This is a genomic window from Pseudomonas sp. UBA3149 (assembly GCF_002364655.1).
In the GTDB taxonomy this organism is placed as follows: Bacteria; Pseudomonadota; Gammaproteobacteria; order Pseudomonadales; family Pseudomonadaceae; genus Chryseomonas; species Chryseomonas luteola.
The window spans coordinates 1-26540 of sequence record NZ_DEYV01000015.1 but is presented as its reverse complement, the minus strand read 5'-3'; the positions used below and the strand labels follow the sequence as shown (position 1 = coordinate 26540).

Genomic DNA, 26540 nt, shown 5'->3' with positions numbered 1-26540 from the left:
TAGAGCTGGTCGCCTAAGAGCCACAGCCTGCTTAACGTTATGGGCAGCGATGTAGAACGTGCCAAACCATCTTTTGGTCAGTGTCAGCTTATGAGGCCTTCAAAATTTCCTTGATTTTGCTGGCAAGTGCTTCGATTGCAAAAGGCTTGGTAATAATTTCCATGTTGGGTGCAAGATAACCGCTCACATTGGAGCCTTCCGCATAGCCAGTCGCAAAGAGAACCTTCAGGTTCGCTCGGCTTAGACGGGCAAAGTCAGCAAGCTGACGTCCATTCATGCCTGGTAGCCCTACATCAGAAATCATCAGATCAATGCGCTGATCGCTTTCTAAAAGAGGGATAGCCTCTTGAGCATCTGCCGCTTGAAGCGCCCGATAGCCTAACTCATCTAGTACCTCTACGATGAGCGAGCGAACCACTGCCTCATCTTCAACGACCAGTACGATTTCACCACTTCCTAACGGTGCCACCCTGTTTTTCTCTGCTGGCAACGTATTTGCGTCACCTTTATGGCAAGGCATATACAGGTAAACACTGGTTCCATTTCCAGGCTCAGAGAGAATCTGAACAGACCCTTTGGCCTGTTTCAAATAGCCATACACCATGGACAACCCTAGCCCTGTCCCTTGACCGATAGGTTTGGTGGTGTAAAAGGGCTCGAAGACCTTAGCTAACACATCAGGCGCCATTCCCATACCGGTATCCGTTACCGTCAACTGTATGTATTGGCCCTCCTTGAGCTCAGCCCATCTGGCCTCCTGGTCACTCTCTACGTCGAAAGCGGCAGTCGAAATGGTGATAGTGCCGCCGTGCGGCATAGCATCCCGTGCATTAATCACAAGGTTAATCAGGGCGCTCTCGAGTTGATTGGCATCCATGCAGGCCAGAGGAAGACCTGCGCTTAGCGCTGTTACAACCTTGATATTTTCCCCAGTCGTACGGTTAAGCAGATCCTCTAACGAGGCTACCAGCTGGTTAACGTCAATCGCCTTAAGATCCAGTGTCTGACGCCGAGAAAAAGCCAGAAGGCGCTGAGTGAGCGCTGCCGCCCGTTGGGCCGAAGTTACGGCAGCGTTTATATAGCGCTCATCATCCTTCGAACTGCCGGCACTGTGGCGCCGTTGCATCAGCTCCAGGCTACCAATGATCCCTGTGAGCAGATTATTGAAGTCATGGGCAATACCGCCGGCGAGTTGCCCCACTGCTTCCATTTTTTGGGCCTGATGGAGTGTTTCTTCCACACGGGTACGCTCGGCTACCTCGGAGGCAACACGCGCTTCCAGTGTTTCATTGAGCTCACGCAAGGCGTTCTCAGCGTGCTTTCGAGCACTGATATCCACGCAAGTACCTGTTACATACGATGGATTGCCTGCGGCATCCCTGAAAACATTACCTTTACAGACCAGCCATCTTTCGTCCTGGTTACGCTGTAGCCGAAACTCAACTGTAAAATTGCTACCTTGCAGACATTGAGCAAAGGATCGGCGTACCTGCGCCTGGTCCTCTGGATGTACATAGCCGAGAAAGCGCTCTACAGCATTATGGGTAAGGGTATCCGGCAGTTTAAACAGCTGTTGCAGCGCGCTATCAAAGTAGAGCCTGTCTTCATCGATATACCAGTCAAAGATACCGGCTTCAGATGCCAGCAGGGCAGCACGAAAACGCTCATCAACAACCTTGAGGTTTGAATTGGAGCGTTGTTGTTCGACAACCTGCTCTGTCACATCTTCGGTCTGATGGATGATGTAGATGACCTCGCCCTTTTCATCCAGCACAGGCGTATTAAGCGGACTCCAGTAGCGTACTTCAAAGCCCCCACCCTGCGCTGCTGGCCGAGGAATATCATACTTGGTGATTGCCATGCGATCAGGCGCTCGGGTCTGTACCACACGCTCTAGCGAGGCGCGTAATACGCCTGCACCAAACTCTGTTCGCTCGTCCGGATTCTTTCCAAACACCTCGAATATCGATCGTCCTATGCAGTCCTCACGCCGCGTATTGGTTCCTCTAAGCCGCCCTTCGTTAGCAGCCAGCATGATGAATTCCGGACCTGTAGACAGGACCAGTACAAGGTGCGGAAGCGCTTCGAATAATGTCTGAAAATTTAGCTCTTGTTTCATCAAGACTCGCACTTGTGTCAGAGATGAGCCAAGTAATGCGCCTGGATTTAGGCATTGCATTAATCAACCCGGTTTACTTGGCTGACCTTTAGAACGTTGCTTGTCAGGCCTTTAACTATCGATAGGGAAATCAGCGGTCAGTTCATTCATGCCGATAGCCGCACGAAGAAGCAGACAGGACTAAGGAAGACATGACATCGGCACCTCTTGATGACGGGAGGAGCACCAGGTCTATCGCCACCTGCAAACGTTCCGTTGATAAAGAGCTTGGCATCCAGGATCTCGCCTGTATTGAAATCTCGCTCCTTGCCTTTAAAGAATCGGCTCTCATGGGTCTTAACAAACCTGATTCCGCTGCATCTGCCCCTGTAGGAGCCATTTGGGTTGAAGCCGATGGAGTCGTCCATTGCTATCTTTGTGAACGATTAAGTCCTAGTTATTAGAGAAGAGCAATAGACTTAAGAACAGTTTATTTACCAGCGTAACGGTAAAGATAGCTTAGCCGTTTCTACTACTTAAGTAGATCGATCCTTTAGCTGTAAATAGGTCGGCGTTCCCATAGGGTATACCTTAATGCCTACACCGGAAAAAACCATTATACATAGGACGTTAGTATCAAGCATTGAGGAAACAGACGTCTAACAAACAAACTATGTTTGACTTGTTCTTATAGCCGGTGTGTACAAGTTACAAAGCTGATGCCACATGAGTGGCATCAGCTTATCGTGTTACTGCTGAATAACGGAAGCAGTATTACCTGTGCCGTTTTGCATTACAGTAGCTACGTTATCTGCTCTAAAAGAAGCAATAGACCAACGCTGGGAAACTGCAGCTTCATTGGAAAAACCGATTTGGGCAATACTAGCTTGGCTGTTCCAGGCCAGCTCTTCTTGGTGTATCCGCCCTAAATTGCCGCCACCCTCCTGAACAATACCCGCACTTGAGGCATCACCAGACTGAGCTATATCTACTACGTTGTCATCTCCAATAGAATGACCACTAGCCCTAACAGCACGAGCCCCTTGGTAAATACTCAGCTCGTTATTGTTGCCCTGCTGGGCAAAGCTTGTACTGCTTGATCCACTACCATGATAGATGGTCGCTGTGTTGGCATTGCCTTCTTGCGACAGTGATGTAAATCCAGCCGCATCTCGGCTAGTGCCTCCCTGGTTAACAGTGGCAGCATTTTGATCGCCGTCCTGAGAGACATAGACCGACCCTGGCATGTAACCGCCGCCCTGGTTAACAACAAGTACATTGTCGTCGCCAGTTTGAAAGAGCTGGGCATCTACTGCTGAGCCCTGCTGAACAGTCAGCTGGTTATTGTTACCAACCGTACGCGCTTCCAGGTTACCGCCTGTAAGAGCATCGCGTTGCTCAATGTTATAGATGTTGTTATTACCTTCCTGATATAGCGTGGCGTGATGATAACTGTCCTGGCTCAACGTTAATGTATTCGCTTCGCCGAGCTGCGTAACAGTAGCGCTTTGATCGTCGTACTCCCCACCCTGTTGATAGACAGAGGCCGTATTACCGCTACCGGTCTGGCTGAGGTCTATGGAATTGTTAAACCCTTGCTGAATGGTCTCGGCAACGTTTGCGTTACCGTCCTGAAGGACAGCTGATCGGTTATTGTCGCCCGTCTGATTCTGAGTAGCTTTATTGTTCTCACCACGCTGATCGAGTGTTACCTCGTTGTTGTTCCCATCCTGTAGTTGCGTAGCACTGTTATTAGCTGCGACTGCAGTACTACCTAGTGAAACCAGAACGATAAAAGCGAGAGGTTTGAGCTTGAACATGACAACTTTCCTTGTGAGGCCATAGGGAGTCAGCTAAGTACGAGACAAAGCTAGAAAGCTATAGACCACTTATTAAAAAAGCGCCAAGTCGTGGTGCGCTGGTAATCCCTTATGCGTTGCTCATACATAATGACCTATACAGCCTTGACTCAAGGGCTCCTTCACTTCCATCGCGGCCAAAGACTATAACGGCAGAATCTAAGTTCTAAGTATAGTCGCTGGGTATACCCTAATGACCCTATAAAAAATCATTGCCAACGATTCAAGGTAGGCTCTTAGAAAATAGAGGAACTGATAAAGATCTATGGCTGAGCCGATAGTGGCGGCTCATACATGCTGTAAAACTGATGCCACTTATGTGGCATCAGCTTAGATGCGTTACCGTTGAGTAATAGAGACTATGTTGCCCATACCCGCTTGCGTAACAACAGTCGTATTTCCCTGGCCGCCTGGGTTGTATTCCTGAGTTTGACTGATGCTAACTCTGTTATCCTCACCGTTTTGTCTGACCGTGGCGGAATGACCTGCTGGGTCAAATGTAAAATGGTCGCTTTGTAACAGAGTAATCTCGTTAGCGCTGCCAAACTGGTTAACATCGGCATAATTATTACTGTCAGCCTGATCGATAGAGAGCAGGTTGCTGTCACCTTCCTGAGCATATGCAACGGTTGAGCCTTCGCCACGGTGATCTATATCGACAGCGTTGTTATTACCGACGGAACGCCCATAAAGCTGGCCACCTATCCCTTGCGAAACAACTGCATTATTGCCGTTGCCTTGCTGACTGAGGTTTGCGGAGTTAAGACCTCCCTGGCTAACTGAAGCCGAGTTAGCATCGCCCTCTTGATAAAGGGCGACACTGTTCTGCCCGTAACGGCCTCCACCATTATTTACATCAGCCAAGTTATTGTTGCCATTTTGACTGATAGTGGAATCTGCTCCACCCGCTCCCCCAAAGCTCTGCCCCAGAGTTATCTGGTTGCCGTCGCCCGTCTGCTCTACCTGCGCGGTTACGTAGTCGGTCTGAGAAACCGTCAACTGATTATTATTACCCGTTGTAGTAGCAGTCAGAATATTGCCGCCATATACGCTTCCCTGATGAATATCATAGGTATTGTTGTTTCCTTCCTGATATAGCGTAGCGTTATTAGTGTAAAAACTCCCTTGCTGCTCAAGCTTTACAGCATTGCTGTCCCCTAATTGAGCTACTGATGCAGTGTGGCCTGCTTGCGGCTCGATATAATCGGGATGCTGATAGATAGAGGCAAAATTCCCATTACCGCTTTGATTAACATTGACCTCACTGCCATAGCCCTCCTGAAGAGTTTCTACGGAATTATTGTTCCCGCTCTGCACAACGGCAGACCGATGCGCATCACCCGTCTGGGTCTGTGTTGCCGTATTGCCTTCCCCGCTCTGTTCGAGCGTGACTTCATTATTATTTCCATTCTGTGTCTGGGTTGCGGTGTGGCTAGCAGCCAGTGTGGTACCCGAGATAGCGAAAAGGACAGCTAGTGCCAGAGGCTTTAGCATAAACATGAGGTACTTTCCTTGTGAGACCAAAGATTTCGATTCGCTAAGTCGAAAGACGAAGCTAGAAATCTATAGACCAGCCTTATAAGGTCAGCAAATGGATGAATACCCATTCGACTAACGGGCGGTAGTGCATGGTCATTACGTGTAGTCGCTGAGGCATACCCCAGCGACTACAGATCTTTAACTGGCTAGCATCCGTTATTGGTTGATTGGACTAGCTAGATTACGATTACTCGCCTTAGGTGATGTAACGTCATCCTCTTCCTGGGCCCAGCTGAGACAAAACTCATGCAAATTGCCAACATACCTTTTGGAACAACTGACTGGTCTACGGTTGAGCCGACAACCCATCCTGGCGAAACCGGCTCGGCTTACTGGCGTACCCAAACCTATGGTTCCATCCGAGTACGAATGGTTGAGTATAGTGCTGGCTACCTAGCAGACCATTGGTGCTCGAAAGGTCACATACTGTTTTGTCTTGAAGGTGAACTACAGACTGAGCTTGACGATGGTCGTCAATTCACTCTTAAGCCAGGCATGAGCTATCAGGTCGCAGATAATGCTGAGGCACACCGCTCTTACACGGCTAGCGGAGCAAAGCTCTTCGTGGTCGACTGATGAATGCTCATAAGATGTAACGAAGCCAGGACGATAGCTATTTATCATTAGGGTGTACCCGAACAATAACAGCTGCTGGCTATCGTTCAGGTGTAGCAATAAATGGCAGACTGACTTAACGACTACATCGCTTATTTGCAACACCTAACCACTACACTTGATATGCTAAGCAATTACCTATTCCTGCCTTGGAGCTAGCGCTAATAATCTAGCCGTCAATCGCTCTCAAAAATTGCACCTGCTGTCCTTCACGACTAATTGAGATGGTGCATCGCAGCCTTTTACATCATGCTTTTCGTACAGATAGCAAAAACTGCCAGAGCATCTAGTACTCAATAATTAAGATGTGAATACCAATCTGTATAACCAGTACCAGAACAATAAGAAGTGACCATTAAAAGGCACTTTAAGTATTGATAGCGATAAAGACATAACTGAAGCTGTAAGCTATCGACAGAACGGATGACGCATTTAATATCCCCTCAAGTAATGGTCTGGAAATGACAGGTCTCCATAGCTGCCTGCAAGCAAGAAGCCTTTGTGAAAGGCCTCTTGCTATACACCCTATTACTTAAGCCAATCCAGGTTGACGGCATTAGCCATTGCAAGGAAGCCAGTCTCGTTGGGGTGAATATGGTCGCCCGAGTCGAACAAGGGGTTCAATCGGGTCGGTCTTTTTGGGTCACGCATGGTTTTGTCAAAATCGATAACCGCATCATAGGCCCCGCTTTCACGAATCCACTTGTTTACTTCCTGACGCTTGGCCTCGCCCTGCCGGGTGTAATAGCTGCCCCCTTCATACGGTAGAAGCGTGGCACCAATTACCTTTAGACCATGGGTTTTCGCACGGGCAATCAGCTGCTTGTAACCTGCAATGAGCTGCTTGGCGCTTACCTTTTCCCGAGAACCGGGCAAATCCGAATAGCCAATGTCGTTGATGCCTTCGAGTAATATCAGATGCGTAACGCCAGGCTGCGCGATGACATCTCGATCGAAGCGTGATAGTGCGCTTGGCCCCACCTGCTCGTGCAGGATGCGGTTGCCGCTAATGCCGAGATTAAGAACACCCTTGGTATTGATATCGGACCGGTTCAGCAGGCGGCGAGCCAGATAGTCAGTCCAACGGTTGTTTGTATCTACCGCGGCATTGAGACCATCTGTAATCGAGTCGCCAAATGCGACAACAGCTGTGGTGTCCTTATGGGTCAGAATATCCACACCCGTTAGGAAGTACCATGAAGTGCTGGTCGACTTTGTTTGTAACGCGCGCGCTTTCGTATGGTTGCCGGAGGTAGAAATATAGTTGGTCTGCTTGCCCAACGTATGTACGGTTTTAGTTTCGGTCTGCTCTGGTAGATAAAGGCTGATAGCCAGATCGGCTTGTGAAGAGAACCGCATGTCTACAGGATCGCTGTACATCACCGCTCCAGGCGGGATTGTCGTCGAGGATATTCCTCCAAACGTCAAGGGCCGATCTGTATCGGGGTTGATGGTGTTCTTACCAGCACTCAATGCAACCCGGGCCTCGCCAATCACCAGCGGAGTTTTCCCCAAGGCATTGGATAAGCGAACTCGAAACTTATAGCCTCCAATAGAGGTATGAACGATCTGGCGTATCGTCTGATTGTTCACCCTGACAACAGTCTCTTTCGAGCCGGCAGAAGCACCGTTGGCTTGCGGAGCCGCGGCCCAGCTTCCAACCCAATGAGGACTTTGCGGCTGAGCCGCCAGCGAATAATTACCCGCCATCAAAAGCGCTGCCGCCAGGGTGGACATTGACCACCGTTTTAGGGATTTCCTGTGAGCGGCTGCAAAAATATTAGCGTTATTTTTAGTATGGAATTCAACCACGTTTCGTTTCCTGCTTTTCTATAAACCCGACCAACGCTAGACGCTAAACCCGCTCCTGTCCAAAAACGCGGCTGCGCTTGTTCAATAAAGTAGTGCTATTTCAATAAATTAGCGTCGGTTTACCTGAAGCAGGCAGCTCATGCGGCATAAATAATTAATCCGCTGAGGTACAGGGGTAATCTTGGCGGTGGCAGAAAACAAACATGCGCATAAAGCAATCAGGCAGATACTGCTATATTACCTTTTTTAGCAACATTCTAACATCAATATACATTTATACCTTTGTGTTCTCCTTTAACTTAGTGCTGAGACAAGGACTTATGCAGTAGGACAAATAGGATACTGCTTTAAGGAATACCTTAGTGGAGCGACACCTGATTTAAGGCATTGCTCAAACAGGTCCACTCACGCCAGCAAAACACGCTAAATCGTGCATAAATTCTGACTTAATAATTATTTATTGCATGTTTATGCATCTTTATGCATGATTGATAGATCAACTGAGTACACGATCATGCCTATTCTTAAAGATATTCTTCCTCATGAACGTCAGTCCGTGATTCTCCAGCGCCTGGATTCTCAAGGGCGGGTCATCGCAGCGGATCTGGCAAAAGAAATGAGCGTTTCTGAAGACTCGATTCGCAGAGATCTTCGCGAACTGGCTCAGAGAGGACTATGCCGTCGAGTATATGGGGGCGCTTTGTCTGTTGCCCCTGACCCCGGCCCGTTAAATAAACGTATTCAAAACAGCACACCTATCCTCTCGGTGCTGGCCGAAGCAGCGGCAGCATTGGTCGGTCCAGGCCAGACGATTTTTCTGGATGCAGGCTCAACCAACCGGGCAATTGCATTGGCCCTTCCTTCACAGGCCAACCTCACAGTCATCACCAACGCGCCCGCTATTGGCGAAGCACTACTGAGCAAGCCTGGGGTAGAGACGATCCTGATTGGGGGCCGCCTCGACTCAAAAGCTGGTGGCAGTCTGGGGGCAAAAGCACTAAGGGAAATCCAGGCTATTCACGCAGACATTTATTTCATGGGGGCCTGCGCGCTCAGCTTTGAAACGGGCGTGACGGCATTCAACTTCGAGGAAGCGGAGCTCAAGCGCGCCCTGGTGAACGCGGCCAACGCCACGGTTATTACCCTGTCTGCCGATAAATTCGACACCCTGGCGCCCTATCAGGTGATCCCCAGCGAGGCGATCGATCATTTGGTGATTGAAACAAACAACCAGGTCGAGCCGCGCCTGAAGGCATTTCGAAAATCAGGCTGCTCGGTACAGACCGTACACATTCAGGAGGCGCTATGAAGATTGCACACGTTGCCCTATGGACACTTGATCTTGAGCGGGCCGCCGATTTCTGGCATCAGACGTTTAGCGCCCGCATCGGTCAGCCTTACCACAGCCAGACCAACAAAGGCTTCATTTCTCGCTTCGTCACTCTAGAGGACGGACCGACTATCGAACTGATGACGCATCCGAGACTGAACCAAGCCACCATCTCTTCAGACACACCTGTAACAGGCTGGGCCCATATCGCCATATCGCTGGGATCGGAAGACGCCGTCAGGAAACTTGCTGAGCATATGGACGGCGAACAGGCGCTAGTATCCGCGCCACGCTGGACGGGCGATGGCTTCTTCGAAGCGGTAATCCGGGATCCCGATGGCAATCTAATCGAAATAACGGCCTGATCGTTTGATCTTCTTGGCCGCGCTGCTGAATATCAACAATACCGCTAGCTTGTGGCTTACGCATTCGGCCTCGTTTCTTCAGACAGCGAGGCCGATTTTCAGAGGCCCTCTCAAGAACCTAAGCACCTCAGATATCTCACACCGGTAGCCTCGATGCTTTACACAGTGGCACGTATCAACTAACAACCATCCTTTGAAAAGCAAAAATAAAAATAGTTAAGCCTTGGCGCGCAAACCATATTCCTGCCAGGGTCAGTCGGAGTATGATCCGCGCCCCGACCTGTTAATGGAACTAACATGCGCCTCAAAGGGATATTACTCAGCGCGATTCTGTGCCTGCTTGCCGCCTGCGACGCCTCTCAGGATGCGCCAACGGGATCTACATCCAAGACCGCGCCTGAATCATCCGGATCGCCTGCATCTGCGACTATTGATGCTAAAACAGCCGAATCGGCACCGGTATCAAAAACTCAGGACATTGCCCAGACAGCCGAGCGATACGCTGGCCGAGCATTGACTGTGGTTGACGCCTCTGAGATTCAGCTGGACGGTGCCAGCACATTGTCGGCTACGTTTTCAGTCCCCTTGCAACGCGAACAGGCATTTCATCAGTACCTTCATCTGGCAGAGAAGACCGCCGGCCCGGTTGATGGCGCCTGGGAACTGTCGGATAACCAGATGGAGCTTCGGCTGCGCCATTTGCAGCCCAAGCGTGAGCTTACTCTGACCATTGATGCGGGCCTAAAAGCCATCAATGGCAACGCGCTGAATGCCCCTTACACCACCTCACTCAACACGCGAAACATTACCCCAAGCGTTGGCTTCGCCAGTCGTGGCTCACTCCTGCCAACACGACTGGCCGAGGGGCTTCCGGTCATTGCCCTGAACGTCGATAAAATCAATGTCGACTTTTTTCGCATCAAGCCCGATGCGCTGCCAGCCTTCCTTGCTAGGTGGGGTAATCGAGCCACAATGGGGTATTGGGAGTCGAGCGAAATACTGCCAATGGCAGAGCTGGTTTATACCGGCCGATTCAACCTGTCACCCAAGTTGAATACCCGGGAAACCGTACTGCTGCCCCTGACTGGGATAGAGCCCCTCAAAGAAAGCGGCGTTTATTTGGCCGTGATGCAACAGGCCGGCAAATACGACTATCAACAGTCGACTACGCTGCTGACGTTGAGCGATATCGGCTTGTCGGCCCATCGCTATCGGGATCGGATCGATGTCTTTACTCAAGCTCTAAATGGCGGACAGCCACTGGGCAAGATTGCCATTCGGGTACTGGATAAAGACAGTGCAGTTCTGGCTGAAACCCAGACCGATGCCCAAGGGCATGCGCAGCTTACCGTCAACGGTAACGCACGCGTGCTGCTGGCTCAGCATGATGGGCAAACCAGCCTACTGCGACTGGATAACCCCGCATTGGATCTGGCTGAATACAAGATCGATGGCCCAAGACAACAACCGCAGCAGTTCTTTGTATTTGGCCCTCGTGACCTGTATCGACCCGGTGAGACCGTGTTGCTGAATGCCCTATTGCGCGACGGAGACGGACATGCGCTGCCACCACACCCGGTCCCGGTCGAGGTTCGTCGGCCGGATAACCAGACGAGCCGTCGCTTCGTCTGGAAGCCTGATGCAAATGGTCTTTACCAATATGAACTGCAACTGGGCGAAGAAGCGCCCACCGGCCGCTGGCAACTGGTCATGCAGGTAGACGGGGCTACGCCTCAACTGTATGAGTTTTCCGTCGAAGATTTCCTTCCAGAGCGCATGGCGCTTGAGCTCAAGGGTGAAGACGCGCCGCTGGCTCCCGATGAACCATTTGAAGTCAACGTGACCGGCCGCTACCTGTACGGAGCACCCGCGAATGGCAATACCCTCTCCAGCCAGCTGTATGTCAGACCACTTCGCGAAGCCGCGGCAACCCTGCCGGGTTATCAATTCGGCTCCATTACCGAGGCCGACCTCAGCCAGGACCTTGACCTGGATGACCTGACGCTGGATACCAAAGGACGCGGACTTCTTTCCCAGGATACCCGTTGGAGCGAAGCGCGCTCGCCCCTGCAGTTGATTTTGCAGTCCAGCCTGCAGGAGTCAGGCGGCAGACCGGTGACACGTCGTCTTGTCCAACCGGTCTGGCCCGCTCAACACCTTCCCGGAATTCGCCCTCTATTCAATGACGGCGAGGTCGATGCAGATAGCCAGGCGGGCTTTGAGATCGTTATGGCCAACGCGCAGGGTAAGAAACTACAGGCCAGCCAGCTACGGGTCCGTTTGGTCCGTGAACGAAGGGACTATTACTGGGGTTTTTCTGATGATGAAGGCTGGAGTAGTCGTTACAACGAAAAAGCCATCACCATGTCTGAAGAGACGATCGATATTGCGGCAAACGGTTCAGCGAAGGTCAGTTTTCCTGTGGAATGGGGTCCTTACCGGGTTGAAGTGGAAGACTCCGAGACCGGCCTGATAAGCAGTGTTCGGTTCTGGGCAGGCTATCGGTGGCAGGACAACACCGACAACGGAAGCGTACGGCCTGACCAGGTCAAGCTTTCGCTCGACCGTCCAGCCTACCCCGCGGGCGATCAGGCTCGCATCACTGTCACGCCTCCTACAGCAGGCAATGGTTATCTGCTCGTGGAGTCCGCCGAGGGTCCGCTCTGGTGGCAGCCTATCGAAGTGCCGGAAGGCGGCAAGACGTTTGATGTGCCCGTCGCCAAGGACTGGTCTCGTCATGATCTGTATGTCACGGCGCTGGTTATACGCCCAGGTGAAGCCAAGACAGGCGTTACCCCCAAGCGTGCGGTAGGCTTACTGCATCTTCCGCTGGACCGTGAGGCCCGTCGCCTGAACCTGACGGTAAACACCCCTGCACGCATGGAGCCAGGCCAGCCGCTAAAGGTCCGCCTGCAGGCACGCAACGCCGATGGGTCGATTCCTCAACAGGCGCACGTTCTGGTGTCGGCTGTCGATACCGGTGTTTTGAGCATCACTCGATATACCACACCGGACCCCTTCTCGGCCTTCTTTGGCCGTAAGGCCTACACGGCCGATCAGTTCGATGTGTATGGCCAGCTGATCGAGGCAGGCCGTGGCCGCCTGGCAGCCCTGGCTTTTGGTGGTGACGCTGACCTGTCGGCCGGGGGCAAGCGGCCCCCTACCAAGGTAAAAATTCTTTCTGAGCAAAGTCAGGCAGTAACCTTCGATGCAGAGGGTAATGCCGAGGTAAGCCTGCCGGTTGAAGATTTCAACGGTGAGCTGCGCGTCATGGCTCAGGTCTGGACAGAAGACCGGTTCGGGGCGGGTGAAAGCAAGGTTACTGTTGCGGCACCTCTGGTAGCTGAGTTGGCTGCACCTCGCTTTCTTGCAAGCGGCGACGAAACGACATTGGCTCTGGACGTGACAAACCTTTCCGGACGCGCTCAGCAGCTAGTAGTCAAAACCGAGGTTTCAGGACGTCTGGCGCTGCAGGAAACCGTTGATAAGCCCCTTGCCCTGAAAGAAGGACAACGCGTAACACTCAAGGTACCGGTAAAAGCGCTTGGGGGTTACGGGACAGGCAAGGTTACCGTTCGGATCACGGGATTGGTGATGCCAGAGGGTAGCTCATCGCTGTCCCGCGACTGGACGCTAGGTGTTCGCCCGGCCTATCCGGCACGCCGTGACCAATTCTCTGTCGCGCTGGACGCCAGCACACCCTCCTGGAGCTTACCGGCATCGGTACTCGAAGCCTATGCTCCGGAAACTCGGGAAGCGATGCTGGCAGTATCAAGCCAGCCGCCGCTTAATCTGGCCGAGCATATCAAGGCACTTGAGGCCTACCCATACGGCTGTCTCGAACAGACCACCAGTGGGCTTTACCCCTCCCTTTATGCGGACGCCGAGTCACTCAAGCGCCTCGGCATTCGGGGTGAGCAGGAGAGCGATCGCCGCCGCAAGATCGAGGTGGGAATCGATCGGTTGCTGGGAATGCAGCGATACTCGGGCGGCTTCGGTCTCTGGAGCGCGGAGAGCTCAGAAGAGTACTGGCTGACAGCGTATGTCACTGACTTCCTGCTACGGGCCCGGGAGCGAGGCTTTGCTGTACCCGCCGAGTCTCTGAACAAGGCAACACAACGGTTGCTGCGCTATCTGCAAGATCCTAATCAGATCGATGTAGGGTATAGCGAAAACGCCACACATGACCGCTTTGCCGTTCAGGCCTATGCGGCTTATGTACTGGCACGCAGCAAACAGGCACCGCTTGGCGCACTGCGTAGCCTGTTTGATCGCCGTGAGGCTGCAGCGTCCGGCCTGCCCTTGGTCCATCTTGCCATTGCCCTGCAGCGCATGGGTGATAATGACCGGGCAATGCAAGCGCTGACGGCCGGACTTGCACAGGTTCGTGCCTCAAAGGCCTGGTTCCATGACTACGGTAGCGTCTTGCGTGACGAGGCGCAGATTCTGGCACTGCTCGAAGAAAATGACTTGGCGGAAAACCAACGTACCCAGCGCCTATTCGCGCTGGCGGAGGAATTGTCCACTCATCGGTGGTTGTCGACGCAAGAGCGAAACTGGCTATATCTCGCGGGTCGTTCGATCATGAGTAAACCGGCCCAGCCCTGGAAGGTCGAATTAACTCTCGCAGGAGTCCCGCGCGAACTGGCCGATAACCGCGACGTGACGCAGCACATCGATGGTGCCGAACTCAATACACCGCTTTCGGTACGCAACACGGGTGATGCGGTGGTGTACCAACAAATGACTGTGACCGGTTATGGGATGCAGGCACCAGCACCTACCAGCGAAAACCTGAGCATCGAGCGCAGCTATCTAGGGATGGATGGCCGTCCGGTCAATCTGTCCCAACTTCATAGCGGCGAACTTGTGCTTGTGCATCTTGCCGTACGGGCTCATCAGCGTGTACCCGATGCGCTGGTGGTCGATCTGCTACCGGCAGGACTTGAGCTGGAAAACCAGAACTTGGCACAAAGCGCAGCCAGCCTGGAGGATGCCGGCAGCAACGTTCGTGAATGGGTAAAGGCGATGCAGAACGGTACGCTCAAGCATCAGGAGTACCGGGATGATCGTTATGTTGCCGCCGTAGATGTCAACGGCTATGGCACTACGCATCTGGTATACCTGGCGCGGGCGGTTACACCAGGACGCTACCTCGTGCCGCCACCCCAGGTGGAGTCCATGTATCGCCCTGCCTGGCAAGCGCTGGGTGCTACCCCTGATCAACTAGTTGTTCTGCCGCGTTAAGCGGCAGACCTCCCGAGTTGTGTAGCCATGAAAAAAGGCCTGCACGCCGCAAAATACTGGTCTCGTCTCGCGCTGAGCCTTTTTTCAGTGCTTGCTGCAATGTTATGGCTGGCTGACCAGCTTTGGCCGCTACCTGTACCTGACGATGGGCTTGCCCATGTCATTCTGGCCGAAGACGGCGAGCCGCTCTACCGGTTCGCTGATGGGCAAGGTATCTGGCGCTATCCCGCTACGCCAGATACCGTTTCGCCCTACTACCTCGACGCGTTACTGGCGTATGAAGACCGTTGGTTCTATCAGCACCCCGGTATCAATCCGGCTGCGCTCGCACGTGCCGCCTGGCTGAACCTCTCAAGTGGGCGGGTCGTCTCGGGGGGTAGTACGCTATCGATGCAGGTTGCCCGCTTGCTGGAACCACATTCGCGGACTTTCGCCGGAAAACTTCGCCAGCTGTTTCGGACCGCTCAGCTTGAGTGCCACCTGTCCAAACAGGAAATCCTCACGCTGTACCTCAACCGTGCACCCTTCGGCGGCACATTGGAAGGGGTCGCCGCCGCCAGCTGGACCTATCTTGGCAAGTCACCTGTCAACCTTACACGTGCCGAAGCAGCACTACTTGCGGTATTGCCACAAGCGCCAAGTCGTTTGAGGCCGGATCGCTTTCCCGAACGAGCACAGGCGGCGCGAGACAAAGTGCTCGCTCGACTGGACAGCGAAGGGGTATGGCCTGCCAAAGCGGTAAAAGAGGCGATGGAAGAACCTGTGTGGCTGGCGCCCCGGCAATCGCCTGACCAGGCACCGCTGCTGGCTCGTCGGCTGAATACGCCAGGAGAGTCGCCAGCGATCCACACGACCATCGACATTGCCTTGCAACGACGCCTCGAATCGCTGCTCCTTGATTGGCGGGCCCGTCTACCGGAGCGTACTTCAGCTGCAATTATTGTGGTTGATACCGGGAGCATGGCGGTAAAGGCATACCTGGGCTCTGTCGATATCACGGATGATCGTCGGTTTGGCCATGTCGACATGGTGTCAGCCATACGATCACCCGGCTCCACGCTCAAGCCCTTCCTGTATGCCCAGGCACTGGACGCAGGTCTGATTCACTCGGAATCCTTGCTGCAAGATGTCCCTCGACGCTTTGGCGATTACCGGCCCGGGAACTTCTCTTCAGGCTTCAGTGGCCCTGTCGCTGCAAGCGAGGCGTTACATCGGTCGCTCAATCTCCCTGCGGTGCAATTGCTCGAGGCCTATGGCTCCAAGCGGTTTTCCGGTGAACTGCGTAGTGCAGGCGTCCCGCTCTTTTATCCTCGAGGCGCTGAGCCCAATCTGTCATTGATACTGGGCGGTGTCGGCGCACGACTGGAAGATCTGGCCAGTGGTTATAGCGCCTTCGCGCGCGAGGGAAAGGTAGCCCGCCTGCGGTTTCGTCCAGAAGAGCCTGTGATGGAAAGACGGTTGATGTCGCCCGGTGCTGCCTGGATCGTTCGGCGTATGCTGGCCGACCGCTCAGATCCCCTCCTGGATGAAGCCCAACTGCCTCCAGCGCTGGCTTACAAGACGGGAACCAGCTATGGTTTTCGGGATGCGTGGTCGATCGGCATTACGCCAGGTTATGTGATTGGCGTCTGGATCGGTCGCCCTGACGGCACACCGGTAGCAGGTCAGTTTGGCCTTGCTTCAGCCGCCCCGCTGCTCTTTCAGGTCAACGATATATTGCTCAATCGGGATACTCAGCGAGGACGTCTCTCCCCCATACAGACCAGACCAGCAAGCGTCGGGGTGGAATCCATCTGTTGGCCTGGGGGACAACCGCTTCCGGCCGATGATGAAAACTGTCGAGTCCGACGTTGGGCTTTCACGCTGGACAAACAGACGCCTCCCACAATGCAAGCTCCTGACCAGCCCTTGGGCCAAGGCCTGGATGAGACCTATTGGGTCAACGAGGCAGGCAAGCAGGTGGCACCATCATGTTCTGGCGCACGTCCGGTACGTTTCCTGGCTTGGCCTGCGTCCCTCGAACCTTGGCTGGCCGCGCGTGAGCGGCGCATGTCCCGTCTGCCATCAGTCGATTCGAACTGTGCGCCTACCCTTGGCACTGCAGCCAGTCCGTTACAGATTACCGGGCTACGTGATGGTGCACGATTACAAGCGCCTGCCGGACAATCCGAGCCCGTTTCCATCACCGTAACCGCGCAGGGTGGTGAAGGTTCACGCTGGTGGTTCGTCAATGGCGAACCGGTGGCAGAGCAATCGGAACAATTGAGTTACACGTTTCCCAGGCCAGGAGCTTACGAGATCAGCGTACTGGATGATTCCGGGCAGACCGAGCAAGTGAATGTAACTGTAGTGCGGTAGCGGCTTTATGTCTTATGCATTAAGCCCCTCATGCATGAAAGCGTTTACGGTATTCGGCTGGAGTAATGCCCACGTGTTTCATGAAGGCTCGGCGCAACGTATCGGTGCTGGCAAAGCCGACCTTGGTAGCGACTTGTTTGGGCACATCGCCCTGCTCTTCCAAAAGCAAACGAGCGGCGCTTATGCGCGCACGCTCTACCCATACCGCAGGCGTTTCACCGATTTCAGCTGAAAACAATCGCGCAAAATGTCGGGAACTCATACCTGCATGAGCCGCTAACGCGTCGACTGACAACGGTGACGACAGGTTTGCCATGGCCCACCGTTGTGTTTCCTGCAGAACAGACCGACCGCCAACACTGGACTGTCCATGCCGGCTGAACTGGAGCTGCCCTCCGGGTCGCTTGAAATACATAACCAGCTGAGAAGCGACCTGTCTTGCAATGTTCCGGCCCAAGTCTTCTTCTACCAGTGCCAGGGCAAGATCGAGACCTGCCGTCACCCCTGCTGATGTTCTCAATTTACCGTCTCGAATATACATAGCATCCTCTTCGACCTGGACGCTGGGATATGCCTGTGCCAGCGCGGGTGCGCAAGCCCAATGAGTAGTGACACGACGCCCATCGAGCAAGCCACTGTGAGCCAAAACAAATGCACCTGTACAGACAGAACCAAAGCGCCGCGCACGCTTTGCTGCACCGCGTATCCACGCCTGAGTGATCGGGTCTGGTTTGAGGTTGGAGATGTGCGGCGCCCCTGCGACAAGAACAGTGTCATAGCGCTCCGGCTGTTCATTGACAACGCCGTCTGCGTACAGACGTGCACCTGACGAACTTTGGACGGGACCTGACTCAAGCCCAATTACTCTGCACAGGTAAGAGGGGGTACCTGAATCAAGGTTAGCCTGTGCGAAAACGTCCAGAGGACCTGCTACATCGAGCAGCTGCACACCGGGAAGTGCCAGGATGGCGACAAGTCTGGTCATTGAAATCCTCTACACGTCTGTCTCAGACGGATAATGGCAGGATTTAACGCAATACTGCAATTGAGGACATGCCGACAACGGGTGAAACTTTGTTTTCCACCCTTTGCCGGAGAGTTTGCATGAGTATTAATATTGATGGCGTTAACATCCCTGATACTGCATTGACTCGGGAAATTACTGAGATTGTTCGAGATACCGCATCTCCCCTCCTCTTTCACCATTCCAGCCGGGTCTATTACTTCGCGGCGCTGGCCGGGCAAAAGCGCGGCTTAACATACGATGCGGAGCTTTTGTATTGCGGCTGCATGTTCCATGACATGGGCCTGACGCATCAGCACAGCAGCGCCTGCGAGCGCTTTGAGGTAGACGGTGCCAACGCGGCCAGGACATTTCTGGCAAGCCACGGGATAAACCAACAGGATATCGATACCGTCTGGGCCTCGATTGCACTGCATACCACGCCGGGCATTCCCCAGCACATGCATCCGCTGATTGCCCTGGTCACGGCAGGCGTAGAGATGGACGTGCTAGGGCTAACCTACCCGGAATACAGCGATGAGCAACGACAAGCAATCGTCAATGCCCATCCTCGAGGCAATCGTTTCAAGGAAGAGATTATTCAGGCCTTTTACGAGGGAATAAAACACAAACCTCAGACTACGTTCGGCAATGTCAAGGCAGATGTTATCGCTGACAAAGACCCTCAATTCGCTCCCCTGAATTTCTGCAGCGTCATTCGAAACTCTCAATGGGCCAGTTAGTGTGACGCCTGGAGATGAAACCAGCCAGGCTGGTTTCATCTCGGTCTGATCGATTGAGTCCTCAACAGCCTTTTCTGAAATCCATACCTATAACCCTCATGTTCACGCGGCCACCAACTAGGCGCATGAGCACGTCGGCAGGAATGCCACACGGCTTCTTCCGCTCAGCTTTTGAAGGATTTTATCCGTACCACATCGCTTTTGGGGACGATGAAATCCCTTCTACTGCAAAGTCTTTACGTTACGCCGCTTGATTTTGAGATGTATAAAAGACAGGCTAAATAGCAGGTCTAAACAGCCATTTTGATCACTCGGCGGGCATTTGCCCCTGCAATTCCTTCTCCTCTAGGGCTAAACGCTAACGTATGATGGGTAAGCAGTCTTGTCTCGTGGGAGGCGGTCAGGCAGGTGAACGATTACGGGCCGTTGATTGGCAGAACACTCCATTAGGCCCTGTCGAAGGTTGGCCCCTGTCGCTTCAGGCAGCCATCAGAATAGTACTCAGCTCCGACTTTCCCATGATGGTGCACTGGGGTCCGGATCTGATTACCTTTTACAACGATGCCTACGCTCCAAGTCTGGGTAACAAGCACCCTGGAAATCTTGGAAGACCCGCCAAGGAATGGTGGTTTGAGATGTGGGATCAGCTGACTCCGATTTTTGATCATGTCCTCTCGGGGAAGGCTTATTTTGTAGAGGATGCCCGATACACACCCAATCGCAACGGGGTACAGCAGGAAGCATTCTTCACGCACTGCCATAGCCCGTTATGGGATGACGATGGTCATGTCGCAGGTATTTTTCTGGTTGTGACGGAAACGACGGGCCGTATCGTGGCCGAGCGCAAGCTGCTTCAGGCCAATGCCGATTTGGAGCGGCAAGTGCTGGCTGCAAAATCCAGCGAGGCGCGCCTGAGCGCCTTTGTCAGTGCATCGTCCGAGGGGCTGTATTCCATGAGTGGGGATTGGCAGGAGATGCACGAGCTGAAGGGACGTGGCTTTTTGAAGGATACATCCTCGCCCAATCCGAACTGGTTGACCGATTATATTCCCGTTGACGAGCAGCCCCGCGTGAAGGCAACCCTCAACGAAGCGATAACCTCCAGGAAGTTGTTTAGCCTGGAGCATCAGGTCAAGCGCGTTGATGGCAGTATAGGCTGGGTGCAATCACGAGCCATACCGTTTCTTGATGCGGCGGGTGATATTACCGAGTGGTTTGGCGCAGTAAGCGACATTACCGTTCGCCGCCATGCAGACGAGGTCCTGCAAGGACAGAAAAAGAATCTTGAGCATCAGGTAACCGAGCGAACCATAGAGCTGAATCACCTCTGGGAGATTTCGCCCGACCTTTTGCTGGTGATCGATTACGAGGGCATTTTCCGTAAGGTCAACCCCGCCTGGACACGTATCCTGGGTTATGAACCGGAAGAACTGCTCGGACAGAACGTCAGTGAACTCGTGATACCCGATACCGCTCTTTCGCCGCTGGAAGCCTATGAGCGAGCTGCACGCGGCGAGCTGTCTGAAATGGAGAATCGCTATCGCCATAAGGACGGCTCCACCCGTTGGTTTTCCTGGGTTGCGGCGCCCTCTGCCGGGCAGATCTATGCAAACCGGACGGGATATCACGGCAGCAAAGGCGGCAGAAGCCGAGCTGGCTTCGATGCAGGAAGCCTTGCGTCATGCACAAAAGATGGAAGCCGTCGGCCAGCTGACAGGCGGTGTCGCCCATGACTTCAATAACCTGCTGGCTGGCATTTCCGGGTCAGTGGATATGATGCAGATCCGTATACAGCAGGGAAGACTGGATGATCTAGAGCGCTATCTGGGCATGGCCCAAAACGGTCTCAAACGTGCGGCGTCGCTTACCCACCGTCTCCTGGCTTTTTCACGGCGCCAGACGCTGGATCCCAAGCCGACCCGTATCGGACAGCTGGTTTTGGGTATGCAGGAGCTGATTCAAAGTACGGTAGGCCCTGCGACGCCCGTAAGAATGAATACGCCAGAGGAGTTGTGGTCTGCGCTGGTCGATGCACCTCAGCTTGAAAACTCCCTACTTAACCTGTGCATCAATGCTCGCGACGCGATGCCTCAAGGCGGGCGTATCCTCGTTGAAATGGCCAACCGTTCTCTTGATGAGTACGCGGCGCGACAGCATGATCTACCGCCGGGAGACTATCTCACGCTCAGTGTTACCGACAGCGGAACCGGGATGCCTCCCGCGGTCATTGAGCGGGCGTTCGAGCCATTCTTTACAACAAAGCCAATCGGAAAAGGCACCGCCTGGGATTGTCCATGGTCTATGGCTTTGTCCAGCAATCGGGCGGACAGGTCCGAATCAATTCACGACTGGGCGAAGGCACTACGGTCTGTGTCTACCTGCCTCGTTACTATGGCAATGCTATCACCCCCTTGACCGGCTTTGCCGAAGCTACAGAGTTTCCCCGCTCAGAGCCGGGCGAGACCGTTCTAGTGGTGGATGATGAGCCTACGGTTCGTACGTTGATCATGGAAATTCTTGAAGACCTTGGGTACATCGCCCTCGAAGCTGGCGACGGTGCGGCTAGCCTTGAGATATTGCATTCGGATAGGCGCATCGATTTGTTAATTACCGATGTAGGCTTGCCAGGTGGCCTGAACGGCCGACAGGTCGCTGATGCAGCACGGGCTTGGCGCCCTGGCCTCAAGGTTCTGTTCATTACCGGCTACGCCGAAAAAAGCCTGCTGAGCGAAGGGCAAATGGAGCCGGGCATGGCGGTGTTAACCAAGCCTTTCGCCATGGACATAATGGCGACACGCATTCGCACCATGATCGAGTCATGAGGACGCCTTACGTTTTGTCCGCTCGGACGACCAACAGGATTCCTCCTGCAGAAACAGCGGCACCTACCAACATAAGCCACGAGAGCGGCTCGCCGAACATCATCCATGCCCATACCAGCGTAACCGCTGGGCTCAGGTAGAGCACACTGGCTACCCGTGTGGGTGATGAGCGCCGCAGGCACACCCAATACAGACCATAGCCGCCAAGGGTGGAAATTGCCGCGGTCCAAAAGACACTCAATGCAAAACCTGCCGTTGGAATGGGCCAGAGGCTACCCTGCCAGCCTGCAAGCACAGCGAATACCACTGCAAATACCGCACACTGCAGCCACATTGTTGGCAGCAATCCAAGTGGATGAGAAAGCCTGCAATGCTTCTGCCATAACGTAGCCACCGCGAGGGACAGCATGCCTAATATGGGCAGCCCATACGCCCATAAAGGCGCATCTCCCCACGCCAGGGCGTCATAGGTAACCAATAGCACTCCGCCAAGACCAATGGCCAGCCCCAGCCATACCTTGCCCGAAAGCCGTTGCCCCAGAACGGTAACGCTAAGCAGTGCCGTACCGATAGGCAGTAGATCGGCAAACAATGCAGCCAGACCTGTCGGAACACCCAGCGCAATGCCCTGGACAACACCGACCAGATAACCCGCCATGGCCAGTAGACCGATACCCGCATGCTGCAAGAGCACGGCGGGGTGAACACATTGAAGCGTTTTGATCACGAACGGCAACAGGAAAAGCGTGACCACTACACACCGCCAGAACACGACCAGCAGCGCCGGTGCGTAATCGATTGAAAAACGGGCACCCACAAAGCCCGAACTCCACGTAATGACCATCATTGCTTCAAGCAGGAGTAAAGGCGCTCTGCTGAGAGATACAACGCCTGAGAGCGCGCTGATTAGGGGTCGGGTCGTTCGAGTGGTCTGATTCATCACCCGACCTTACGAAAACCAGCTAATCTAATAAATCAAAACTTTATCACTTAATGGTTTACAAATATTAAATAATGAATGCAACCCTTGATATCGAGCTGCTTAGAACCTTCGATACCGTAGCTCGGATGGGAAAATTCAGACTGGCGGCCGAGCATCTTCATAAAAGCCCTGCGGCTATCAGTGTGCATATTCAGCGGCTGGAGACCATTGCTGGAGGGCGCCTGCTTGAGCGTGATAACCAGTCGGTATCCCTGACTGCGCTTGGACAACGACTGCTTATGTCTGCCGCCGAGCTGCTCCGAACCCATGACAGGGTTATGGGCGAGTTACATGGTCCGCACGTGATTGGATGTGTTCAGCTGGGTATGCCTGATGAATATGCCGCCCATGTCATTGGTGACATCCTGCCCATTTTCACAGCCTCCTGGCCAAATGTAGTGCTGGAGGTAACCACCGCACCGAGTTTTACGCTACGCGATCATCTCCAACAGGGAAAGCTTGATCTGGCATTGCTGACACAACCTCGCGCGGCTGGCTCCGACGCACTGGTACTCACCTCCACGACTCCGGTCTGGGTAGGAAGCGCAGTGCTACCCGCCACGTTGAACGATCCTGTACCACTGGCGCTTTACGCAGCGGATTGCCCTTACCGCGAAGCCATGATAAGCACCCTCACAACGGCAGGAAGGCCATGGCGGGTAGTGTTGGACAGTGCCTCCAGCCAGGCGATAAGGGCCTGTGTCGAGGCCGGGCTTGCCGTTACGCTCATGGATCGTGCACGGGTAACCGAAAGAATGGTTATACGCGAGGACTTACCCATCATGCCTGACCACGAGGTGGTACTGGTCCGCCCACCGGCCAGGGAAAGCAATGAAGCCGTAGAGCTGCTGATAGATGCTATCCAGCGATACTTCCGCCTATAGCTGGCAGAGCTACAGGGTCGCTGCAAAACTGCCCTGCGCGAGATTAGGCTCTTACCCTTTGAAACGGGCGACGCGGTGTGCTTGTTTCAGATCATTGCACTGGCGCCTATCGACCAGGAGGCTCCTCGTCGGTTGACTTGATACACTTGTCACCTATCAGCCACTCGGTGTGCGCAGAGCGGCCAAACACGTGTGCGAGCAGAAGCTTCTGGTTCCAGCGTCTGTCGTATCTGTTATTTGACCAGGATCCTTATGAGAATTGACTCCAACCTACATGATGTTCTTGAGCCTCATACCCAGAGGAAAAACACCAAGCCTCTGGATTACCACTCTCACATCACCTTTACGCATCCAGTGGTGGCAGCATGATTGAAGTAACCGAGGTTTCCATTGCCGCGCTACGTGAGGCGCTTGAGTCAGGCCGTACCACAGCAGTTGAGCTGGTTCATGCCTACCTTGCCCGGATCGAAGCCTATGATGGTCTTGATACGCCCACGGCCCTGAATGCTGTCGTGGTCAGTAACCCTGATGCCCTCAAGGAAGCGGAAGCATCCGATGCCCGTCGCGCCCGAGGCGAAACACTTGGTCCATTGGATGGGATCCCCTATACGGCAAAAGACAGTTATCTGGTGAAAGGGCTGACTGCCGCCTCGGGCAGCCCTGCCTTTAAGGATCTGGTGGCGTACCGCGATGCGTTCACGATCGAGCGTCTGCGGGCGGCGGGTGCGATCTGCCTGGGCAAAACCAATATGCCCCCTATGGCGAATGGTGGTATGCAGCGCGGCGTTTATGGTCGCGCGGAAAGTCCATACAACGGTGATTACCTGACCGCGCCTTTCGCCTCTGGCTCCTCCAACGGTGCAGGTACAGCTGCCGCAGCAAGCTTTGCCGCGTTCGGCCTTGCAGAAGAAACATGGTCGAGCGGACGAGGCCCTGCTTCGAATAATGGTTTGTGCGCCTATACCCCTTCACGGGGAGTAATCTCGGTACGCGGGAACTGGCCGCTGACCCCGACGATGGATGTAGTCGTGCCCTTTGCCAGAACCATGGAAGACCTGCTGGAAGTGCTGGATGTGATCGTGGCGGATGACCCGGAAACACGCGGCGATCTATGGCGGATGCAGCCCTGGGTACCAATCCCGAGCGCCTCTTCGGTGCGGCCCGCCACGTATAGGGAGCTTGCCGCAAAACCTGATGCCCTTGCTGGCAAGCGGTTTGGTGTTCCGCGCATGTACATAAATGCAGACCCCGAAGCAGGGACCAGTGAAAACCCGGGTATCGGCGGTCCGACTGGGCAACGAATCCATACCCGACCTTCGGTCATCGCACTGTGGGAGCAGGCTCGACAAGCCCTTGAGGCCGCGGGTGCCGAAGTGGTCGAGGTTGACTTCCCGATGGTTTCCAATTGCGAAGGCGACCGTCCCGGCGCGCCAACGGTATACAACCGTGGACTGGTCTCGAAAGAGTTTCTTCATGACGAACTGTGGGAGCTGACGGCCTGGGCATTCGATGATTTTCTTCAGGCCAATGGGGATCCCAAACTGAACCGTCTGGTGGACGTCGATGGCCCGCAAATCTTTCCCCATGACCCGGGCACCCTACCCAACCGGGAGGGAGACCTTGCGGCCGGTATGGACGAGTATGTGAACATGGCCGAGCGCGGCATCACGCCATGGGACAAGATCGCCACGTTACCTGAGGGGCTGAAAGGGCTTGAAAAGACGCGCCGGATCGATCTGGAAGACTGGATGACCCAGTTGGGATTGGATGCCGTCATCTTCCCGACCGTTGCAGACGTAGGGCCCGCCGATGCTGACGTGAATCCCGAGTCGGCCGATATCGCCTGGAGCAATGGCGTCTGGGTCGCCAATGGCAACCTTGCGATTCGTCACTTGGGCGTACCTACCGTAACGGTGCCCATGGGCATCATGGCCGATATCGGTATGCCGGTAGGCCTGACCTTTGCCGGACGTGCCTACGATGATTCCTCCCTGCTGCGTTTTGCAGCGGCTTTCGAATCAACCGGATCGCGCCGCATGATTCCCCCGCGTACTCCACCGTTGCAAACGAGCTGACCAGGAGCTGGGCGAGACTGAGGAGCTGTAACCAGTCCCGCTCAGTTGCCGATACATTCAGGGACTCGCCTGCGCCTTCTGCAGGTTTGTCCCTGTGTTGCTAAAAAGCAAACCTCAGCCCTTACCTAAGACGCGCTTCAACCCGGCGTTACCAATAGCAAGTGCCAAGCTGTCTTCGGCGAGCCCCAAGGCTGCGTTGATGACTGCACCGGAGCTGCCGTAACGCTTGCGCAGGCGAATGGCGATTTTTGCCGAGATGCAGGCAGCGGTTGCGCCGATCAAAGCGGGGACCAAAGCAGGCTGTCGTTGCGCCCCTGCCAGTGCTGCCGCGGTCACACCTCCTGACAGCGCCCGTACCATCATTGACGGTGCGATTGTCCGATCGGGGGCAAATGGAAGTTTGTCGCCCAACAACTCACTTGCGGCAAGCGGTATCAGGAGATGGCGTGCTCTGGACTTAACCAGCGTACGGGTCAAGGAGTCTGCGTTGGTAGCAGCCGAACGCCTGGCAAGCGCCTCACTGACCATTGCAGGAGCCAGCATGCTACGCATACCTGTTACGACGCCTAGCGCTAAAGCGCCCCATAAAAGACGGTTCGATCTTGTCATGCTCATACCTCCAGTCGTTAAGCATGTCGACCGGCCGTAACTGGAGGCAGTTCAGGCTGCTAGCAAGATTAAAGCTGTATCGCTTCCTGATAGAGCGGCTTGTCATGAGCTACCATTTTGATACCAATAAAGGCAACATATGACAAGCCGTTTTCTGGATGCCTATGACTACTTTTTGCTTTAGAGCCGCTAACAAAAC

The 26540-nt window shown here is 54.1% G+C and carries 16 protein-coding genes and 1 pseudogene; 10 read left to right on the top strand and 7 right to left on the bottom strand.

The window, feature by feature from the left end; all coding sequences use genetic code 11:
• Positions 1 to 88: 88 nt before the first annotated feature.
• The 3 genes from B3729_RS11990 to B3729_RS11980 form a co-directional block, all read right to left on the bottom strand.
• Positions 89 to 2119, bottom strand: a complete 2031-nt coding sequence (locus B3729_RS11990) for a hybrid sensor histidine kinase/response regulator (RefSeq protein ID WP_286788006.1) — start codon at positions 2117 to 2119, stop codon at positions 89 to 91.
• A 728-nt stretch (positions 2120 to 2847) separates the two neighbouring features.
• A complete protein-coding gene (locus B3729_RS11985) occupies positions 2848 to 3918 on the bottom strand; it encodes a hypothetical protein (protein ID WP_286788005.1) in 1071 nt (356 codons plus the stop codon).
• Positions 3919 to 4296: 378 nt separating this feature from the next.
• The gene (locus B3729_RS11980; protein ID WP_286788004.1) at positions 4297 to 5457 is read right to left on the bottom strand and encodes a hypothetical protein; all 1161 of its coding nucleotides are present in this window, start codon (positions 5455 to 5457) and stop codon (positions 4297 to 4299) included.
• A 285-nt stretch (positions 5458 to 5742) separates the two neighbouring features.
• Between B3729_RS11980 and B3729_RS11975 the strand changes: the two genes are divergently transcribed.
• The gene (locus B3729_RS11975; RefSeq protein WP_286788003.1) at positions 5743 to 6072 is read left to right on the top strand and encodes a DHCW motif cupin fold protein; all 330 of its coding nucleotides are present in this window, start codon (positions 5743 to 5745) and stop codon (positions 6070 to 6072) included.
• 567 nt (positions 6073 to 6639) lie between these two features.
• Here B3729_RS11975 and B3729_RS11970 read toward each other — a convergent pair.
• A complete protein-coding gene (locus B3729_RS11970) occupies positions 6640 to 7848 on the bottom strand; it encodes an SGNH/GDSL hydrolase family protein (protein WP_286788002.1) in 1209 nt (402 codons plus the stop codon).
• A 589-nt stretch (positions 7849 to 8437) separates the two neighbouring features.
• On the opposite strand from B3729_RS11970, the gene B3729_RS11965 reads away from it, so the two are divergent.
• From B3729_RS11965 to pbpC, 4 genes are all read left to right on the top strand, one after another.
• Positions 8438 to 9232, top strand: coding sequence for a DeoR/GlpR family DNA-binding transcription regulator (locus B3729_RS11965; RefSeq protein ID WP_150346299.1), 795 nt, complete (start codon positions 8438 to 8440; stop codon positions 9230 to 9232).
• Complete coding sequence (locus B3729_RS11960; RefSeq protein WP_150346298.1) at positions 9229 to 9618, top strand: VOC family protein; 390 nt, start codon at positions 9229 to 9231, stop codon at positions 9616 to 9618. The genes B3729_RS11965 and B3729_RS11960 overlap by 4 nt, the downstream gene beginning before the upstream one ends.
• Before the next feature lie 297 nt (positions 9619 to 9915).
• Positions 9916 to 14865 (top strand): alpha-2-macroglobulin family protein, encoded by a 4950-nt coding sequence (locus B3729_RS11955; protein ID WP_286788001.1) that lies wholly within the window; start codon positions 9916 to 9918, stop codon positions 14863 to 14865.
• A gap of 27 nt (positions 14866 to 14892) precedes the next feature.
• Positions 14893 to 17223 (top strand): peptidoglycan glycosyltransferase PbpC, encoded by a 2331-nt coding sequence (gene pbpC, locus B3729_RS11950; RefSeq protein WP_286788000.1) that lies wholly within the window; start codon positions 14893 to 14895, stop codon positions 17221 to 17223.
• Positions 17224 to 17251: 28 nt separating this feature from the next.
• On the opposite strand, the gene B3729_RS11945 is transcribed toward pbpC, so the two are convergent.
• A complete protein-coding gene (locus tag B3729_RS11945) occupies positions 17252 to 18208 on the bottom strand; it encodes a GlxA family transcriptional regulator (protein WP_150346295.1) in 957 nt (318 codons plus the stop codon).
• A gap of 119 nt (positions 18209 to 18327) precedes the next feature.
• Here B3729_RS11945 and B3729_RS11940 point away from each other — a divergent pair, with 119 nt between their 5' ends.
• The 3 genes and pseudogenes from B3729_RS11940 to B3729_RS11930 form a co-directional block, all read left to right on the top strand.
• Entirely contained in the window at positions 18328 to 18969 is a 642-nt protein-coding gene (locus B3729_RS11940; RefSeq protein WP_150346294.1) for an HD domain-containing protein, read from the top strand.
• 365 nt (positions 18970 to 19334) lie between these two features.
• Entirely contained in the window at positions 19335 to 20702 is a 1368-nt protein-coding gene (locus tag B3729_RS24640) for a PAS domain S-box protein (protein ID WP_341874959.1), read from the top strand.
• Positions 20590 to 21791: pseudogene (locus B3729_RS11930) on the top strand (ATP-binding protein); the annotation flags it as partial. The gene B3729_RS24640 and the pseudogene B3729_RS11930, both read left to right, overlap by 113 nt.
• Before the next feature lie 7 nt (positions 21792 to 21798).
• On the opposite strand, the gene B3729_RS11925 reads toward B3729_RS11930, so the two are convergent.
• Positions 21799 to 22650 carry a DMT family transporter gene (locus B3729_RS11925; protein ID WP_312126232.1) on the bottom strand — a complete coding sequence of 284 codons (852 nt, stop codon included), beginning with the start codon at positions 22648 to 22650 and terminating at the stop codon, positions 21799 to 21801.
• Positions 22651 to 22805: 155 nt separating this feature from the next.
• Here B3729_RS11925 and B3729_RS11920 point away from each other — a divergent pair, with 155 nt between their 5' ends.
• A complete protein-coding gene (locus tag B3729_RS11920) occupies positions 22806 to 23657 on the top strand; it encodes a LysR substrate-binding domain-containing protein (protein WP_150346293.1) in 852 nt (283 codons plus the stop codon).
• Between the two features lie 365 nt (positions 23658 to 24022).
• The gene (locus tag B3729_RS11915; protein WP_150346292.1) at positions 24023 to 25732 is read left to right on the top strand and encodes an amidase; all 1710 of its coding nucleotides are present in this window, start codon (positions 24023 to 24025) and stop codon (positions 25730 to 25732) included.
• Between the two features lie 114 nt (positions 25733 to 25846).
• Here the strand turns inward: B3729_RS11915 and B3729_RS11910 are convergent, their stop codons facing one another.
• Positions 25847 to 26341, bottom strand: a complete 495-nt coding sequence (locus B3729_RS11910; protein ID WP_167517184.1) for a DUF4126 domain-containing protein — start codon at positions 26339 to 26341, stop codon at positions 25847 to 25849.
• Positions 26342 to 26540 lie beyond the last annotated feature (199 nt).